The following is a 15,797-nucleotide window of genomic DNA, read 5'->3' on the forward strand; positions in this document are numbered from 1 at the left end:
CAGTAAAACGGATCAGTATCCTAGCACCCTCTCGCCCGCCGACGCTAAGAACTAGCGGGCAGTCCCAAAGGTTTAAAAACGTATGAATGCTCTAGCCCGCCGCGCTGCAGGCCTGCTGCTCAGCACAGTTTGTCTGCCCCTCTCGGCCCTGGCTGCCGATCCGCAACCCACCCACGAATTCACCCTCGACAACGGTTTGAAGGTCGTCGTGCGCGAAGACCATCGTGCGCCGGTGGTGGTGTCCCAGGTCTGGTACAAGGTCGGCTCCAGCTACGAGACCCCGGGCCAGACCGGCCTGTCCCACGCCCTCGAACATATGATGTTCAAGGGCAGCGAGAAAGTCGGCCCCGGCGAAGCGTCGCTGATCCTGCGCGACCTCGGCGCCGAAGAGAACGCCTTCACCAGCGACGACTTCACGGCTTACTACCAAGTGCTGGCCCGCGACCGCCTGGGCGTGGCCTTCGAACTGGAAGCCGACCGCATGGCCAACCTGAAGCTGCCGGCCGACGAGTTCAGCCGCGAGATCGAGGTTATTAAGGAAGAACGTCGCCTGCGTACCGACGACAAGCCGATGTCCAAGGCCTACGAACGCTTCAAGGCCATGGCCTACCCGGCCAGCGGCTATCACACGCCGACCATCGGCTGGATGGCTGACCTGGATCGCATGAAGGTCGAAGAGCTGCGCAACTGGTACAAATCCTGGTACGTGCCGAACAACGCCACGCTGGTCGTGGTTGGCGATGTCACCCCGGATGAAGTCAAAGCCCTGGCCCAGCGTTACTTCGGCCCGATCGCCAAGCGTGACGTGCCCCCGGCGAAAATCCCGCTGGAACTGGCCGAGCCCGGCGAACGGCAGATCACCCTGCATGTGCAGACCCAACTGCCAAGCCTGATGCTGGCCTTCAACGTCCCAAGCATCGCCACCGCTGAAGACAAACGCTCGGTAAACGCCCTGCGTCTGATCTCGGCCCTGCTCGACGGCGGCTACAGCGGTCGCATACCGACACAACTGGAGCGCGGCGAAGAGCTGGTGTCCGGCGGTTCGTCGAGCTACGACGCCTACACCCGTGGCGACAGCCTGTTCACCCTGTCCGCCAGCCCGAACACGCAAAAGAAGAAAACCATGGCCCAGGCCGAAGCCGGCCTGTGGAAGTTGCTCGAACAACTGAAAACCACCGCGCCATCGGCTGAAGAGCTGGAGCGCGTGCGGGCCCAGGTCATTGCCGGCCTGGTCTACGAGCGTGACTCGATCACCAGCCAGGCCACCTCTATCGGCCAACTGGAAACCGTCGGCCTGTCGTGGAAACTGATGGACACCGAACTGGCCGATCTGGAAAGCGTTACCCCCGAAGACATCCAGAAAGCCGCCAAGCTGTATTTCACCCGCGAACGTCTCAGCGTCGCCCATGTACTTCCACTGGAGACGACTCATGAGTGAGCGTAAAAAACCGCGCCTGGCACTGATCGGGCTGATCCTGGTGGCATTGATCGGTTCGGCAACCGTCTACCTGTTGCGCCCTGATGATTCCAAGGCCAGCGAAGCCCTCGATAAAGCCAAGTCCAGCCAGAAACTGCAATCCCTGGCTGAACTCGACGGCAAGGCTCCGAGCCATCGCAACATGAATGTGCAGAGCTGGAGCACCGCCGAAGGCGCCAAGGTGTTGTTCGTCGAAGCCCGTGAGCTGCCGATGTTCGACATGCGCCTGATCTTCGCCGCCGGCAGCAGCCAGGACGGCAACACACCCGGCCTCGCGCTGCTGACCAACGCCATGCTCAACGAAGGCGTGGCCGGCAAAGACGTCGGAGCCATCGCTCAGGGCTTCGAAGGCTTGGGCGCGGACTTCGGCAACGGTGCTTACAAGGACATGGCGGTCGCGTCACTGCGCAGTTTGAGCGCCGTGGACAAACGGGAGCCGGCCTTGCAGTTGTTCTCTGAAGTCATCGGCAAGCCGACCTTCCCCGCCGACTCGTTCGCACGCATCAAGAACCAGATGCTCGCCGGTTTCGAATACCAGAAGCAGAACCCCGGCAAACTGGCCGGTCTCGAACTGATGAAGCGTCTTTACGGCGATCACCCTTACGCCAACTCCAGCGACGGCACGGCGAAAACCGTTCCGGCGATCACCCTGGCGCAGCTGCGGGCCTTCCATGAGAAAGCCTACGCCGCCGGCAACGTGGTGATTGCGCTGGTCGGCGATCTGTCCCGCGCCGAGGCCGAGGCGATTGCCGCGCAAGTCTCCAGCGCCCTGCCAAAAGGTCCGGCCCTGGCGAAAATCCCGCAACCAGCCGAACCGAAGGCCAGCATCGGCCACATCGAGTTTCCGTCCAAGCAGACCAACCTGATGCTCGCGCAACTGGGCATCGACCGTGACGACCCGGACTACGCGGCACTGTCCATGGGCAACCAGATTCTTGGTGGCGGTGGTTTCGGCACGCGATTGATGAGCGAAGTGCGCGAGAAGCGTGGCCTGACTTATGGCATCTATTCGGGTTTCACCCCGATGCAGGCCCGTGGTCCGTTCATGATCAACCTGCAGACCCGCGCCGAAATAAGCGAAGGCACCCTGAAACTGGTGCAGGACGTACTCGCGGACTACCTTAAAACCGGCCCGACCCAGAAAGAACTCGACGATGCCAAGCGTGAACTGGCCGGCAGCTTCCCGCTGTCCACCGCCAGCAACGCCGATATCGTCGGCCAACTCGGCGCCATGGGCTTCTACAACTTGCCGCTGAGCTATCTGGAAGACTTCATGCAGCAGTCCCAGAGCCTGACTGTCGAGCAGGTGAAAGCCGCACTGAACAAACACCTGAGCACGGACAAAATGGTCATCGTCACCGCTGGTCCGACCGTGCCGCAAAAGCCGTTACCGGCCCCATCTGATAAACCCACCGAGCAGCCGCTCGGGGTTCCGGAGCATTAATGGCCACTCGTCCTAAAAAACCTGTTCACAACGTGCATAACGGCGTGAACCAACTGCGCATCATCGGCGGTGAATGGGGCAGCCGAAAGCTGAGCTTCCCCGATGCGCCGGGCCTGCGTCCGACCCCGGACCGGGTGCGTGAAACCCTGTTCAACTGGCTCGCGCCGTACATCGCCGGGGCCAAGGTGCTGGACCCGTTTGCCGGCAGCGGCGCGTTGTTCCTCGAAGCCTTGTCCCGTGGCGCCGCCATGGGCCAGGCGCTGGATGCGAGCAACATCGCGGTGTCCAGCATCAAGGAACACCTCGGCACCCTGCGCTGCACCACCGGCCAGGTGCAAACCGCCGATGCCCTGCGCTACCTGGAAATCCAGGCAGCGACGGCGTACGACGTGGTGTTCCTCGACCCGCCGTTCAACCAGGATCTATTGCCAGGGGTTTGCGCCTTGCTCGAAGAGCGTCAGTGGCTGGCCGATGACGCCTGGGTCTACACTGAAAGCGAAAACGCCCCATCGGCGCTGGGTTTGCCGGGTAACTGGCGCCTGCATCGTGAGCAGAAATCCGGACGGGTGTACTACGCGTTGTGGCAACGTACGGCAAAGATCGCTGAATAATCGACTAGCCTGAAAAGGTGCGCACTGTTTGCGCACCGTTGCAACGAGAGCAATCGTGTCCCATCCGCCAGAACGCTTCACCCCGGCCTTCGGGCTCAGTAACCCGCACTTGCAAACCTTGTGGGGACCGCTATGGCGCAAAACCACGCATATCGAACGTGACCGTGAACGCCTGTGGCTCGAGGATGGCGACTTCCTCGACCTCGACTGGCACGGTCCGCACACCGCCACGGCGCCATTGGTGCTGGTATTACACGGGCTGACCGGTTCGTCGAACTCGCCTTATGTGGCGGGCCTGCAAAAAGTCCTCGGGGATCAAGGCTGGGCCAGCGTTGCGCTGAATTGGCGCGGCTGCTCGGGGGAGCCGAATCTGTTGCCGCGCAGCTACCACTCCGGCGCCAGCGAAGACCTGGCCGAAGCCATCCAGCACCTGAAAGCCAAACGACCCCTCGCGCCATTGTATGCAGTCGGCTATTCCCTGGGCGGCAACGTGCTGCTCAAGCATTTGGGCGAGACCGGCAGCAACAGCGGCGTGCTCGGGGCCGTGGCGGTGTCGGTGCCGTTTCGCCTCGATCAATGTGCCGACCGTATCGGCCAGGGTTTTTCCAAGGTCTACCAAGCGCATTTCATGCGCGAGATGGTCGCCTACATCAAGAACAAGCAGCGCCAGTTCCAGCATGACGGGCGCGAGGATGGCCTGGCCGCTTTGGCCGCACTGGGCCCCCTGGAAAACATGCGCACCTTCTGGGATTTCGATGGCCGGGTCACCGCGCCGTTGAACGGTTTTGTGGATGCCGAGGATTATTATCGCCGCGCGTCCAGTCGTTATTTCCTGGGGGAAATTCGCACGCCGACCCTGATCATTCAGGCGGCGGACGATCCCTTCGTATTCCCCCACAGCTTGCCGCTGGCTGATGAATTGTCCGCCTGCACTCAATTTGAATTGCAGGCCAAGGGCGGGCATGTCGGCTTCGTCGACGGATCGTTCCGGCAACCGAGTTACTACCTGGAACGCCGCATTCCCCAATGGCTCACCGCTGCGGGTCGCGAGTAAGGCCATGGACACCGATCAGGGCGAGTCGATTCGTTTCTGGCAAACGGCACCACTGGCCGGGGTCGAGCTGTTATCCGCGCGCTACATCGAACACCGCTTCGCGCCCCATGTGCATGACGGCTATGTCATCGGCATGATCATGGCCGGCGCCCAGCGATATCGCTATCGCGGCGCCGAGCATCTGGCGGGCAGCGGCACGCTGGTCTTGATCAACCCCGATGAGCTGCACACCGGGCATAAAGGCACGGAGGACGGCTGGTTGTACCGGGCGTTTTATCCGGACAGCGGGCAGATTCTGTCGTTGTTGGCCGAGCTGGAATTGCCGACCAACGAATTGCCGGCGTTCGGCGCCACGCTGTATCGCGATCCGGATCTGGTGAAAGGTTTCTGCCAGTTGCACCGCTTGCTGGAGAGCCCGTCCACGGCGCTGCAACAGCAAACGGTCTGGCGGGAAATGATGCTGTCGCTGCTGCAACGCCACGCGGCGGTGCCGATTGCCGGCAAACCCGGCAAGGAACATAGGGCGGTGAGCCTGGCCAAGGACTTGCTGCATTCGCAATTGGCGGCGCCCCCTTCGCTGGAGGAACTGGCGGCGGCGGTGAACCTGTCGCCCTTCCACTTCGCCCGGGTATTCCGCCGCGCCACCGGCATGCCGCCGCACACCTGGCTGATGCAACAACGCATCGCCCGGGCGCGGGCGTTGTTACAGGGCGGGTGTTTGCCGCTGGAGGTTGCTACGCAGTTGGGGTTCGCGGATCAGAGTCATCTGAGCCGGCAGTTCAAGCAGGTTTATGGGGTGGGGCCGGGGGCGTATCGCAGTGCCCGGCAGCTACCCGAATACTGAACTCGACACAGAACCCAATGTGGGAGCGGGCTTGCTCGCGAATGCGATGTGCCAGTCAACATCTTTGCTGAATGACATACCGCATTCGCGAGCAAGCCCGCTCCCACAGGGGATCTTCTGTGTGTGGGGGTTTATTCGCCGGTAGCGACGCCCCGCGCCGGCTCATTGATCCATTCACTCCACGACCCGGCATACAACGATCCCAACGGATATCCCGCCAGGCACAACGCAAACAGGTTGTGACACGCCGTCACGCCCGATCCGCAATACGCCACCAATTCCGTCGGCGAGCGATCACCGAGTTTCGCCGCAAACCGCTGCTTGAGCTGATCGGCCGGCAGAAAACGTCCGTCACTGCCCAGGTTCTCGGTGAACGCCGCACATTGCGCACCGGGAATATGCCCGGCAATCGGGTCGATCGGTTCGACTTCGCCCTTGAAGCGCGGCAACGCGCGGGCATCGAGCAAGGTCAGCGCAGGCTGGCCGAGACGTTGCTGGAGTTGTTCAGCGCTGAGCAACAACGAAGCATCCGGCGTCCCGCTGAAGGTGCCACGCAACACGGAAGGCGCATCGAGACTCAGCGGCAACCCCGCCGCGTGCCAGGCCTTGAGCCCGCCATCGAGGATGAATACGCCGTCGCGTTTGCCCAGCCAGGCCAGCAACCACCACGCCCGCGCCGCGTAGGCACCGGGACCGTCGTCGTAGAGAACCACTTCGCTGTCCGCGTTGATGCCCCAGGCTTGCAGACGTTCGATCAGGTCTTCGGGTTCAGGCAACGGATGACGCCCAGTGACACCCTTGATGATCGTCCCGCTCAGATCCCGCTCCAGATCGGCAAAGCTCGACCCGGCGATATGCCCTTCGGCATAGCTACGCTGACCGTAGTCCGGGTCTTCGAGGGCAAAACGACAATCCAGAATTACCAGCCCCGACTGCTCCTTTTTCTGGTCCAACGCTTGCGGGCTGATCAGTTGCGCAATGGGCATAACGGGCTCCTGTGCTTAAGTCGGTGGTTGATCCTACTGCACTTCTTCCAGGGCTTGGGCCAGTGGCACGTAAAACTCTTCGAACAGTGCATTGACCTGGTCGCGCGCCTGATCGGTGACAAACCCGGCTTCCAGTACCAGCACCTGATACACGCCGCGCTTGATCGCCTGCTCGCTCAAGTGCTTGGAGTTTTCCCGCGTGGTGCACAGGAAACGCACCCAGGACGTGAGGATGATCCAGGCATTGATCGTCAGGGATTCGATCTGCACGCGGTCCATGTTGAGGATGCCGGCCTCGACGAACCCGACATAGATGGCCGTGCCCTGGATCACGCAGCGCTGGGAAAAACGCCGGTAACGGGCAGCGAGGTCCGGGTCGCTCTCGAGCAAATGTTCGAGGTCGCGATGCAGGAACCGGTAGCGCCACATGGCCGACAGCAGCTCCTTGAGGTAGTAGCGCTTGTCTTCCACTGTGGCGGCGCGGCCCTGGGGTGGACGTAGGAAACTGTCCACCAGGGTTTCGTACTCACTGAACAACACGGCGATGATCGCCTGCTTGTTGGGGAAGTGGTAGTACAAGTTGCCCGGGGAAATTTCCATGTGGGCAGCGATGTGGTTGGTGCTGATGCTGCGCTCGCCCTGTTGATTGAACAGCTCCAGGCTGTTCTGCACGATGCGCTCGCTGGTTTTGATCCGTGGGGCCATGGCTTGAGCTTTAATTCAGAGTGCGATGACGGGCATCTTACGACCTATCCGGGAGTGGATAAAACAAAGGTGCGTCAGGAAGTCATTTGACTTTCTAGAGCATAGACTCTAAAAAGTGCCTAATTACAATAAATCCGGAGCCGACCATGACTGCCGACATTGCTTATCTGCAGAACCTACAGCAGCCGTTGGACGAGCTCCAGACTTTGTTCGAGGCGCAACGCGTCGCCTACGCCGCCAACCCCATGCCACCGGCCGCCCAGCGCCAGCAATGGCTCAAGGCGTTGCGCGATCTGTTGAGCAATGAACGGCAGGCGTTGATCGATGCGATCAGCCAGGATTTCAGCCATCGCAGCGCCGACGAAACCCTGCTCGCCGAGCTGATGCCGAGCCTGCACGGCATTCACTACGCCAGCCAGCACCTCAAGGGCTGGATGAAACCGTCGCGGCGCAAGGTCGGCATCGCGTTTCAACCGGCGTCAGCCAAAGTGGTTTATCAGCCATTGGGCGTGGTCGGCGTGATCGTGCCCTGGAACTACCCGTTGTATCTGGCCATCGGGCCGTTGGTGGGGGCGTTGTCGGCGGGTAACCGGGTGATGCTCAAACTCAGCGAATCCACGCCGGCCACCGGTTTGCTGCTCAAGGAGTTGCTCGCTCGGGTCTTCCCGCAAGACTTGGTCTGCGTGGTACTGGGTGAGGCGGATATCGGCGTCGCGTTCTCCCGGCTGAAGTTTGATCACTTGCTGTTCACCGGCGCCACCAGCATCGGCAAACACGTGATGCGCGCGGCAGCCGAAAACCTGACCCCGGTGACCCTCGAACTGGGCGGCAAGTCCCCGGCCATCGTTTCCCGCGACGTGCCCCTCAAGGACGCCGCCGAACGCATCGCTTTCGGCAAGACCCTCAACGCCGGGCAAACCTGCGTGGCCCCGGACTACGTGCTAGTGCCGGAAGAGCGTGTCGGCTCTTTCGTCGAAGCTTATCGCCAGGCCGTTCGCGGGTTTTATCCGACCCTGGCCGACAACCCGGACTACACCGCCATCATCAATGACCGACAACTGGCGCGGCTCAACGGCTACCTCAGTGACGCCACCAGCAAAGGTGCGCTGCTGATCCCGTTGTTCGACCAAGGCCAGGGCCGGCGCATGGGCCACAGTTTGCTGCTGAATGTCAGCGACGACATGACGGTAATGCAGGACGAAATCTTCGGCCCGCTGCTGCCGATCGTGCCCTACAGCGATCTGGATCAGGCGTTTGCCTACATCAATCAACGCCCTCGCCCACTGGCGCTGTACTACTTCGGCTACGACAAGCGCGAACAAAATCGCGTACTCCACGAAACCCATTCCGGCGGCGTGTGCCTGAACGACACGCTGCTGCACGTCGCCCAGGACGACATGCCATTCGGTGGCATCGGTGCTTCGGGCATGGGCCATTACCACGGCCACGAAGGTTTCCTGACGTTCAGCAAGGCCAAGGGTGTGCTGATCAAACAGCGCTTCAACGCGGCGAAGCTGATTTACCCGCCGTACGGTACAGCGATCCAGAAACTGATTCAGAAGCTGTTTATCCGCTAACGCTCCTCACCGCCGGGTAATAACAATAATGAGCCCAAGCCTGTCCGATACACCCGCGCTGTCACGGCGCAGTTTGCTGAAGTTCAGCCTGGGCGCCAGCGCCTTCCTGGCCACGGCCGGGTTGGGCGCCAGTCTCACTGGTTGCTCGTCGAGTATTTCCGCTGACGGTTTTGCGATTCTGCGCAGCGGCGACCTGCTGTTTTTGCGGGCCTTGATTCCGGTGATGCTCGACGGCGCCGTGGCCAGCGAGAAAATGCCGGCGGCGGTCGATGGCACCCTGAAAACCCTGGATAACGGCCTCAATCATCTCTCGCCGGAAATGCTCAAGCTGACCCGGCAATTGTTCGATGTGCTCGGGATGGCCGTGACTCGCGGGCCGCTGACCGGAATCTGGGGCAGTTGGGAAAATGCTTCCGCCGATGAGATCCGGCACTTCCTCGATCGTTGGGAAAACAGCTCGTTGAGTTTGCTGCGCATGGGGCATAGCTCATTGCTGCAGTTGGTGATGATGGCGTGGTACAGCCGGGCGGAGTCCTGGGCACATTGCGGGTATCCGGGGCCGCCCACGGTTTGAATCCGTGGCGCGCCCGCCATTCGCGAGCAGGCTCGCTCCCACAGGGGTTAGGCGATCCAATGTGGGAGCGAGCCTGCTCGCGAAGGCGTCAGCCGATTCACCACAGCCCTCAAAAATAACTATAAGAGAACCCAAACATGCCCGTACCCGATCCGTTCCGCGAAGGCCTGGCCCGTGGCTGGAAAACCTACAACGGCGCGCAACTGACCCAGGACCTGACCCTGGAAGCCGACGTAGCCATCATCGGCAGCGGCGCCGGCGGCGGGACCACGGCGGAAATCCTCAGCGCCGCTGGCTACAAGGTGCTGCTGATTGAAGAAGGCCCGCTGAAAACCAGCAGCGACTTCAAGATGCTCGAAGACCAGGCCTACGCCAGCCTCTATCAGGAAGGCATCGGCCGCATGAGCAAGGACGGCGCGATCACCATTCTTCAGGGCCGGGCAGTGGGCGGCACCACGTTGATCAACTGGACCTCAAGCTTCCGCACCCCGGACCCGACCCTGGAACACTGGGCCAAGGAACACAACGTCATAGGTCACAGCCCCGCCGAGATGGCGCCGTGGTTCGAAAAAATGGAACAACGCCTCGGCGTCGCACCGTGGAGGGTTCCGCCCAACGCCAACAATGACGTGATCCGCAAAGGCTGCGAGCAACTCGGCTATAGCTGGCACGTGATCCCGCGCAATGTTCGCGGCTGCTGGAACCTCGGCTACTGCGGCATGGGCTGCCCGACCAACGCCAAGCAATCGATGATGGTGACCACCATTCCGGCGACTCTGGAAAAGGGCGGCGAGCTGCTCTACTTGGCCCGCGCCGAGAAACTGTCGATCAAGGACGGCAAGGTCACCGGCCTTGATTGCGTGGCGATGGACGAGCGTTGCGTCGCGCCCACCGGTCGCACCATCACGGTCAAGGCGCGGCATTACGTGCTGGCCGGCGGCGGGATCAACAGCCCGGCGCTGCTGTTGCGTTCCGATGCGCCCGACCCGCACAAACGCCTGGGCATCCGGACGTTCCTGCATCTGGTGAACATGTCCGCCGGGCTGTTCGACGAGGTGATCAACCCTTTTTATGGGGCGCCGCAGTCGATCTATTCCGACCATTTCCAATGGCAGGACGGCACCACCGGCAAAATGTCCTACAAGCTTGAAGTCCCACCCCTGCAACCGGCGTTGGCGGCGACGTTGCTCGGCGGCTTCGGCCAGGAAAACTCGCAGCACATGGAAAACCTGCCCCACACCCACGCCATGCTCGCGTTGCTGCGGGACGGTTTCCACCCGGACAGCCCTGGCGGCAGCGTCGAGTTGCGCGGCGATAACACGCCGGTGCTCGACTATCAGGTTTCACCTTACGCCTGGGACGGCTTGCGTCGGGCGTTCCACAGCATGGCCGAGATCCAGTTTGCCGGTGGCGCCAAAGCGGTGATGCCGATGCACGCCGACGCGCGCTACGTGAAAACCATGGCCGAGGCCCGCACCCTGATCGACGGTTTGAGCCTTGAGCTGTATCGCACGCGCCTGGGCAGCGCCCATGTGATGGGCGGTTGCGCAATGGGTGAAGACCCGAAGAATGCCGTGACCGACAGCCTTGGCCGGCATCATCAGATCAGTAACCTGTCGATCCACGATGGCTCGCTGTTCCCCACCAGCATTGGCGCAAACCCGCAATTGTCGGTGTACGGGCTGACCGCACAACTGGCGACGGCGTTGGCCGAGCGCCTGAAAAATCCATGAAAAACCGCAATATTCCCATCGTCTATAGTGCTTTCTTACCTAACAGGCGACTTTCCCGACCGGGAAGGCTGCGATACCATCCGAGTCCCCAACGGACTCCCGCCAGGACGACGCGATGAACCGAGTGTTGTACCCAGGTACCTTCGACCCTATTACCAAGGGCCATGGCGATCTGGTCGAACGCGCCGCGCGCCTGTTCGATCATGTGATCATCGCTGTCGCTGCCAGCCCGAAGAAAAACCCGTTGTTTCCCCTGGAACAGCGTGTGGAGCTGGCCCGCGAGGTCACTAAACATCTGCCCAACGTTGAAGTCGTCGGCTTCTCGACTCTGCTCGCGCATTTTGCCAAAGAGAAGAATGCCAACGTGTTCCTGCGTGGTTTGCGCGCGGTGTCGGACTTCGAATACGAATTCCAGCTGGCCAACATGAACCGCCAATTGGCGCCGGATGTGGAAAGCCTGTTTCTCACCCCGTCCGAGCGTTATTCGTTCATTTCCTCGACGCTGGTCCGTGAAATCGCAGCCCTGGGCGGTGATATCACCAAGTTTGTCCACCCAGCGGTGGCGGACGCCCTCACCGAACGCTTCAAGAAGTAGGAGCTGCCGAAGGCTGTGATCTTTTGCAGCCGCCGCAGACTGAGATCCCCTGCACTTGATCGCGCCCGCGTGCACTGCGGGCGCCAATGCGGCACAATTGCGCGCATTGGTTTATTGCGCCCGGGCCTGCCGCCCTGGCTGGAGTTAGCATGTCCCTGATCATCACCGACGATTGCATCAACTGCGACGTCTGCGAACCCGAGTGCCCGAACGCCGCCATTTCCCAGGGCGAAGAGATCTACGTGATCGACCCGAACCTGTGCACCCAGTGTGTCGGCCACTATGACGAGCCGCAGTGCCAGCAAGTCTGCCCGGTGGATTGCATTCCGCTGGACGAGGCGCATCCGGAGACTGAAGAACAGTTGATGGAGAAGTACCGGATTATCACTGGTAAGGCTTGAGTCACTTGGCGTCTGTGAGGACGACTTCGCGAGCAAGCCCGCTCCCACATGGGATCTGCTGTGTTCACACACTCTGATTAACAACCCAGATCAAATGTGGGAGCGGGCTTGCTCGCGAAGGCGCCGTCCGCCACACCGAAAATCTAACTGCCTTCACTCCCGCTGCTCAAACCCCTCCCCGATACACCCCAGGCACCGCACAAACGCGGCTTTCGCCGGATCGACTACCAACGCCTGCCCCGCATCGCCCACGCCGCCGCCCAGTGCGGTAAACGGCAACGACACCACAAACACCCCCGCACCAATCACCGTTGCCGCCACCAGCAACGGTCGGGCAATCAGCAAGTCGCCGATCATGGCGTAGGCCGGTGGATTCTGGATGGTGTAGCGCGGGTCGCCGCTGCCGTTTTCAGCCGCCAGCGCCGGCACACCGGCGCTCAGCAACAGGGCAACGACAAAGGTTCGAAACGAATTCATGGCACGGTCCTTCGGCTAGGCAGTGAGAACACTGACTATAGACCGTCGGACGTCTCAGCTCTGGCAGCGCGGGCAAAAGACGCTGGCGCGCTGGCCTAGCGTCACGCTACGCAACTCTGTACCGCAGACTTTGCACGGCTCGCTGCCACGACCATAGACGAACAGTTCCTGCTGGAAATAGCCCGGCTGGCCGTCACCACCGATAAAGTCGCGCAACGTCGTACCGCCACGCTCGATGGCATGGGCAAGGATGCGTTTGATCTCGATCGCCAGTTTCAGGTAGCGCGCCCGGGAAATGCTCTTGGCTTCGCGGCGCGGGTCGATGCCGGCGGCGAACAGCGCTTCTGTCGCGTAAATATTGCCGACGCCGACCACCACCGCGTTGTCCATGATGAACGGCTTGACCGCCATGGAGCGCCCACGGGATTGCTGGAACAACCGCTCGCCGTCGAACAGATCGGTCAACGGCTCCGGCCCCAGGCGCAGCAGCAATTCGTGATTGAGCGGGTCGAGGCTCCAGAGCATCGCGCCAAACCGTCGCGGGTCGGTGTAACGCAGGGCCAGGCCCGACTCGAGCTCGATATCCACATGTTCATGCTTGGCCGCCGGCGTGCCGACTTCCACCAGACGCAAATTGCCCGACATGCCCAAATGACTGATCAAGGTGCCAACCTCGGCATTGATCAACAGGTACTTGGCGCGGCGCTCCACCAGCACGATGCGCTGGCCGGACAGGCGCACGTCCAGGTCTTCGGGGATCGGCCAGCGCAGACGCCGCTCACGCACGATGACCCGGCTGACCCGTTGGCCTTCCAGGTGCGGAGCGATGCCCCGGCGGGTGGTTTCGACTTCTGGCAGTTCAGGCATGCTGTTCTCAGGAAAGACCGGGTACTCAGTGAGCGCCGAGGTCACGAATCGTTTGTTTGAGGGTCTCGAAATCGTAATCCGAGAGGCCGACATAATCGAGCACCAACGGCCCGATGCTGTTCCACTCGTGGTCCTCGGTCTGGTTGCCCAGCACTCGATAGGACGCACAAATGTGCTCGGCCATTTTCAGGATCGACAGCAGGTTTTTCAGCTGACTGTTGCGCGAAGACTCATCACTGAAGATCGCCAAGGCATTGTGGTGATTGGCGATGGCAGCGCTGATGTGCTCCGGCAAGCGCCAGGACTTGGCGGTGTAGTAACCGACCACGGCATGGTTGGTGTTGTAGACCCGGTTCTCGGTGTCCACGACCCGGCATTCGGCACTCGCGCTGGCGTAGGCTTCTTCCAGGGTTTTCATGTAATCCGGGAAACGCTTGAGCATCAGCGGCACGCCGCAGTCGTGGAACAGGCCCAACGCATACGCCTCGTCGCCGGCCTGGGAGCCGATGCGCTTGGCCAAGGTCAGGCAGGTCATCGCCACATCCTGGGCCGTGTCCCAGAAACGGTTCAGGGTGACGATGGTGTCGTCGTTCATCTCGCCCTTGATCGACTGCGCGTTGATCAGGTTGATGATCGAACGGCTGCCCAGCAGGTTCACCGCACGCTGGATCGAGGCGATCTTGTTGCTCAAGCCGTAATACGGCGAGTTGACGATTTTCAGCAATGCCCCGGAGAGGCCCGGGTCCTGGGCGATCAGCTTCGCGATCACTTCCAGGTCCGGATCAGGCATGTACTGCTCCATCTGCAGATCCACCATGATCTGCGGCTGGGCCGGCACGCTGATGCCTTGCAGGGACTGTTGAATCTGTTCGGAAGTCAGCTCTTGGGACATAAGTACACACTCTGGGACAGGCGCCGATTCTAACCTTTATAAAGTTGGATCCGACACACTGGCTGGCAGATCGCCGAAAATTTCATCCAATGCCCGGTATCGCCACAGGTCTATCTGCCGAGCCGGGGCCTTGCGCAACACGCTATACTCCCGCTCTTTTTTCCGGAGCGACGTCATGTCCCTGCCTAGCCTGCGCCTCAAAGCCAACGCCGACCGACGCCTGCGAAACGGCCACTTGTGGGTCTACAGCAACGAAATCGACGTGGCCGCCACCCCGTTGCACGGCTTCAAGGCCGGTGACCAGGCGATCCTCGAAGCCGCCAGCGGCAAGCCGCTGGGCATCGTGGCCATGAGCCCGAACAACCTGATCTGCGCCCGCCTGCTGTCGCGCGACATCAAGTTGCCGCTGGACAAATCGCTGCTGGTGCATCGCCTGAACGTCGCCCTGTCCCTGCGTGATCGCCTGTTCGACAAGCCGTTCTATCGCTTGGTCTACGGTGATTCCGACTTGCTGCCGGGCCTGGTCGTCGACCGTTTCGGCGACATCCTGGTGGTGCAGATCGCTTCGGCGACCATGGAAGCCCATAAAGAAGACGTGATCGCGGCGCTGACCCAAGTGCTCAAGCCAAGCGGCATTCTGTTCAAGAACGACTCCGCCGCCCGCGACGCCGAAGGCCTCAACCGCTACGTCGAAACCGTGTTCGGCCTAGTGCCGGAGTGGGTCGCGCTGGAAGAGAACGGCGTGAAATTCGAAGCCCCGGTCATCCAGGGCCAGAAAACCGGCTGGTTCTACGACCACCGCATGAACCGCGCACGCCTGGCGCCTTACGCCAAAGGCAAACGCGTGCTCGACCTTTACAGCTACATCGGCGGCTGGGGCGTGCAAGCGGCCGCGTTCGGCGCCAGTGAAGTGTTCTGCGTCGACGCGTCGGCCTTCGCCCTCGACGGTGTCGAGCGCAACGCTGCGTTGAACGGCGTCGCCGAGAAAATGACCTGCATCGAAGGCGACGTGTTCGAAGCCCTGAAAGAGTTGAAAGCCAGCGAAGAGCGTTTCGACGTGATCGTGGCCGACCCGCCGGCGTTCATCAAACGCAAGAAAGACATGAAGAACGGTGAAGGCGCCTACCGTCGCCTGAACGAGCAAGCCATGCGCCTGCTCAGCAAGGACGGCATCCTGGTCAGCGCTTCGTGCTCGATGCACCTGCCGGAAGATGACCTGCAGAACATCCTGTTGACCAGCGCCCGTCACTTGGACCGCAACATCCAGATGCTGGAACGTGGCGGTCAAGGCCCGGATCACCCGGTGCACCCGGCCATCGCCGAAACCCGCTACATCAAGAGCATTACCTGCCGTCTGCTGCCAAACAGCTGATAACGCAGGTTTGACGGGGAGCCAGCAGGCTCCCCGTTTGCTTTTCCACACACAATTACCCCTTTTAATTCTTCTGTTTCTTACACTTGCCGTCCTACTGACGTGCAGGAAGTTTCCGTGCATCTTTTATTCTAAAGAATAAGACCTACAAATTATCTGAGACCTGAAGATCGCTCCCACAAAATTAA

The 15,797-nt window shown here is 61.2% G+C and carries 16 protein-coding genes; 11 read left to right on the forward strand and 5 right to left on the reverse strand.

Going from position 1 to position 15,797, the window contains the following annotated elements:
• Nucleotides 1-82: 82 nt before the first annotated feature.
• From ACIQY3_RS21200 to ACIQY3_RS21220, 5 genes are read left to right on the forward strand one after another with little or no spacing between them, the layout of a single operon-like run.
• Nucleotides 83-1,438, forward strand: a complete 1,356-nt coding sequence (locus ACIQY3_RS21200; protein WP_403023092.1) for a M16 family metallopeptidase — start codon at nucleotides 83-85, stop codon at nucleotides 1,436-1,438.
• Complete coding sequence (locus ACIQY3_RS21205) at nucleotides 1,431-2,921, forward strand: M16 family metallopeptidase (protein ID WP_403023095.1); 1,491 nt, start codon at nucleotides 1,431-1,433, stop codon at nucleotides 2,919-2,921. The genes ACIQY3_RS21200 and ACIQY3_RS21205 overlap by 8 nt, the downstream gene beginning before the upstream one ends.
• Nucleotides 2,921-3,532, forward strand: coding sequence for a 16S rRNA (guanine(966)-N(2))-methyltransferase RsmD (rsmD, locus tag ACIQY3_RS21210; protein WP_403023098.1), 612 nt, complete (start codon nucleotides 2,921-2,923; stop codon nucleotides 3,530-3,532). The genes ACIQY3_RS21205 and rsmD overlap by 1 nt, the downstream gene beginning before the upstream one ends.
• A 55-nt stretch (nucleotides 3,533-3,587) precedes the next feature.
• The gene (locus tag ACIQY3_RS21215) at nucleotides 3,588-4,586 is read left to right on the forward strand and encodes a hydrolase (protein WP_403023101.1); all 999 of its coding nucleotides are present in this window, start codon (nucleotides 3,588-3,590) and stop codon (nucleotides 4,584-4,586) included.
• 4 nt (nucleotides 4,587-4,590) lie between these two features.
• The gene (locus ACIQY3_RS21220; protein ID WP_403023105.1) at nucleotides 4,591-5,430 is read left to right on the forward strand and encodes an AraC family ligand binding domain-containing protein; all 840 of its coding nucleotides are present in this window, start codon (nucleotides 4,591-4,593) and stop codon (nucleotides 5,428-5,430) included.
• Nucleotides 5,431-5,561: 131 nt separating this feature from the next.
• Here ACIQY3_RS21220 and ACIQY3_RS21225 read toward each other — a convergent pair whose 3' ends face one another.
• A complete protein-coding gene (locus tag ACIQY3_RS21225) occupies nucleotides 5,562-6,416 on the reverse strand; it encodes a sulfurtransferase (RefSeq protein WP_403023108.1) in 855 nt (284 codons plus the stop codon).
• A gap of 33 nt (nucleotides 6,417-6,449) precedes the next feature.
• Entirely contained in the window at nucleotides 6,450-7,121 is a 672-nt protein-coding gene (locus tag ACIQY3_RS21230; protein ID WP_403023110.1) for a TetR/AcrR family transcriptional regulator, read from the reverse strand.
• Nucleotides 7,122-7,267: 146 nt separating this feature from the next.
• Between ACIQY3_RS21230 and ACIQY3_RS21235 the strand changes: the two genes are divergently transcribed.
• The 5 genes from ACIQY3_RS21235 to ACIQY3_RS21255 all read left to right on the forward strand — a co-directional run bounded on the left by ACIQY3_RS21235 (nucleotide 7,268) and on the right by ACIQY3_RS21255 (nucleotide 12,001).
• The gene (locus tag ACIQY3_RS21235) at nucleotides 7,268-8,698 is read left to right on the forward strand and encodes a coniferyl aldehyde dehydrogenase (protein ID WP_403023113.1); all 1,431 of its coding nucleotides are present in this window, start codon (nucleotides 7,268-7,270) and stop codon (nucleotides 8,696-8,698) included.
• A gap of 28 nt (nucleotides 8,699-8,726) precedes the next feature.
• Entirely contained in the window at nucleotides 8,727-9,272 is a 546-nt protein-coding gene (locus ACIQY3_RS21240) for a twin-arginine translocation pathway signal protein (protein WP_403023115.1), read from the forward strand.
• Between the two features lie 137 nt (nucleotides 9,273-9,409).
• Nucleotides 9,410-11,005: a GMC family oxidoreductase N-terminal domain-containing protein gene (locus ACIQY3_RS21245; RefSeq protein ID WP_403023118.1), complete on the forward strand. Its 1,596-nt coding sequence runs from the start codon at nucleotides 9,410-9,412 to the stop codon at nucleotides 11,003-11,005.
• Nucleotides 11,006-11,120: 115 nt separating this feature from the next.
• The gene (gene coaD, locus ACIQY3_RS21250) at nucleotides 11,121-11,600 is read left to right on the forward strand and encodes a pantetheine-phosphate adenylyltransferase (RefSeq protein ID WP_007945531.1); all 480 of its coding nucleotides are present in this window, start codon (nucleotides 11,121-11,123) and stop codon (nucleotides 11,598-11,600) included.
• 149 nt (nucleotides 11,601-11,749) lie between these two features.
• Nucleotides 11,750-12,001: a YfhL family 4Fe-4S dicluster ferredoxin gene (locus tag ACIQY3_RS21255; protein ID WP_038358877.1), complete on the forward strand. Its 252-nt coding sequence runs from the start codon at nucleotides 11,750-11,752 to the stop codon at nucleotides 11,999-12,001.
• Between the two features lie 153 nt (nucleotides 12,002-12,154).
• Here ACIQY3_RS21255 and ACIQY3_RS21260 read toward each other — a convergent pair whose 3' ends face one another.
• Genes ACIQY3_RS21260 through ACIQY3_RS21270 form a run of 3 tightly spaced genes read right to left on the reverse strand, consistent with a single transcriptional unit; the run spans nucleotide 12,155 to nucleotide 14,183 of the window.
• Nucleotides 12,155-12,478, reverse strand: a complete 324-nt coding sequence (locus ACIQY3_RS21260; protein ID WP_403023123.1) for a multidrug transporter — start codon at nucleotides 12,476-12,478, stop codon at nucleotides 12,155-12,157.
• 54 nt (nucleotides 12,479-12,532) lie between these two features.
• A complete protein-coding gene (mutM, locus tag ACIQY3_RS21265; RefSeq protein WP_054044464.1) occupies nucleotides 12,533-13,345 on the reverse strand; it encodes a bifunctional DNA-formamidopyrimidine glycosylase/DNA-(apurinic or apyrimidinic site) lyase in 813 nt (270 codons plus the stop codon).
• Nucleotides 13,346-13,370: 25 nt separating this feature from the next.
• Complete coding sequence (locus ACIQY3_RS21270; protein WP_403023190.1) at nucleotides 13,371-14,183, reverse strand: HDOD domain-containing protein; 813 nt, start codon at nucleotides 14,181-14,183, stop codon at nucleotides 13,371-13,373.
• A gap of 229 nt (nucleotides 14,184-14,412) precedes the next feature.
• On the opposite strand from ACIQY3_RS21270, the gene ACIQY3_RS21275 reads away from it, so the two are divergent.
• Nucleotides 14,413-15,609, forward strand: coding sequence for a class I SAM-dependent rRNA methyltransferase (locus ACIQY3_RS21275; RefSeq protein ID WP_403023127.1), 1,197 nt, complete (start codon nucleotides 14,413-14,415; stop codon nucleotides 15,607-15,609).
• Nucleotides 15,610-15,797 lie beyond the last annotated feature (188 nt).

It is taken from the genome of Pseudomonas sp. NPDC096950, assembly GCF_044762525.1.
Classification (GTDB): domain Bacteria; phylum Pseudomonadota; class Gammaproteobacteria; order Pseudomonadales; family Pseudomonadaceae; genus Aquipseudomonas.

What these genes read in the sequence shown, in the direction of transcription:
- ACIQY3_RS21200 (WP_403023092.1), top strand. Translation starts at nt 83, where the DNA reads ATGAATGCTCTAGCCCGCCGCGCTGCAGGCCTGCTGCTCAGCACAGTT.
- ACIQY3_RS21205 (WP_403023095.1), top strand. Translation starts at nt 1,431, where the DNA reads ATGAGTGAGCGTAAAAAACCGCGCCTGGCACTGATCGGGCTGATCCTG.
- rsmD (WP_403023098.1), top strand. Translation starts at nt 2,921, where the DNA reads ATGGCCACTCGTCCTAAAAAACCTGTTCACAACGTGCATAACGGCGTG.
- ACIQY3_RS21220 (WP_403023105.1), top strand. Translation starts at nt 4,591, where the DNA reads ATGGACACCGATCAGGGCGAGTCGATTCGTTTCTGGCAAACGGCACCA.
- ACIQY3_RS21225 (WP_403023108.1), bottom strand. Translation starts at nt 6,416, where the DNA reads ATGCCCATTGCGCAACTGATCAGCCCGCAAGCGTTGGACCAGAAAAAG.
- ACIQY3_RS21230 (WP_403023110.1), bottom strand. Translation starts at nt 7,121, where the DNA reads ATGGCCCCACGGATCAAAACCAGCGAGCGCATCGTGCAGAACAGCCTG.
- ACIQY3_RS21235 (WP_403023113.1), top strand. Translation starts at nt 7,268, where the DNA reads ATGACTGCCGACATTGCTTATCTGCAGAACCTACAGCAGCCGTTGGAC.
- ACIQY3_RS21240 (WP_403023115.1), top strand. Translation starts at nt 8,727, where the DNA reads ATGAGCCCAAGCCTGTCCGATACACCCGCGCTGTCACGGCGCAGTTTG.
- ACIQY3_RS21245 (WP_403023118.1), top strand. Translation starts at nt 9,410, where the DNA reads ATGCCCGTACCCGATCCGTTCCGCGAAGGCCTGGCCCGTGGCTGGAAA.
- coaD (WP_007945531.1), top strand. Translation starts at nt 11,121, where the DNA reads ATGAACCGAGTGTTGTACCCAGGTACCTTCGACCCTATTACCAAGGGC.
- ACIQY3_RS21255 (WP_038358877.1), top strand. Translation starts at nt 11,750, where the DNA reads ATGTCCCTGATCATCACCGACGATTGCATCAACTGCGACGTCTGCGAA.
- ACIQY3_RS21260 (WP_403023123.1), bottom strand. Translation starts at nt 12,478, where the DNA reads ATGAATTCGTTTCGAACCTTTGTCGTTGCCCTGTTGCTGAGCGCCGGT.
- mutM (WP_054044464.1), bottom strand. Translation starts at nt 13,345, where the DNA reads ATGCCTGAACTGCCAGAAGTCGAAACCACCCGCCGGGGCATCGCTCCG.
- ACIQY3_RS21275 (WP_403023127.1), top strand. Translation starts at nt 14,413, where the DNA reads ATGTCCCTGCCTAGCCTGCGCCTCAAAGCCAACGCCGACCGACGCCTG.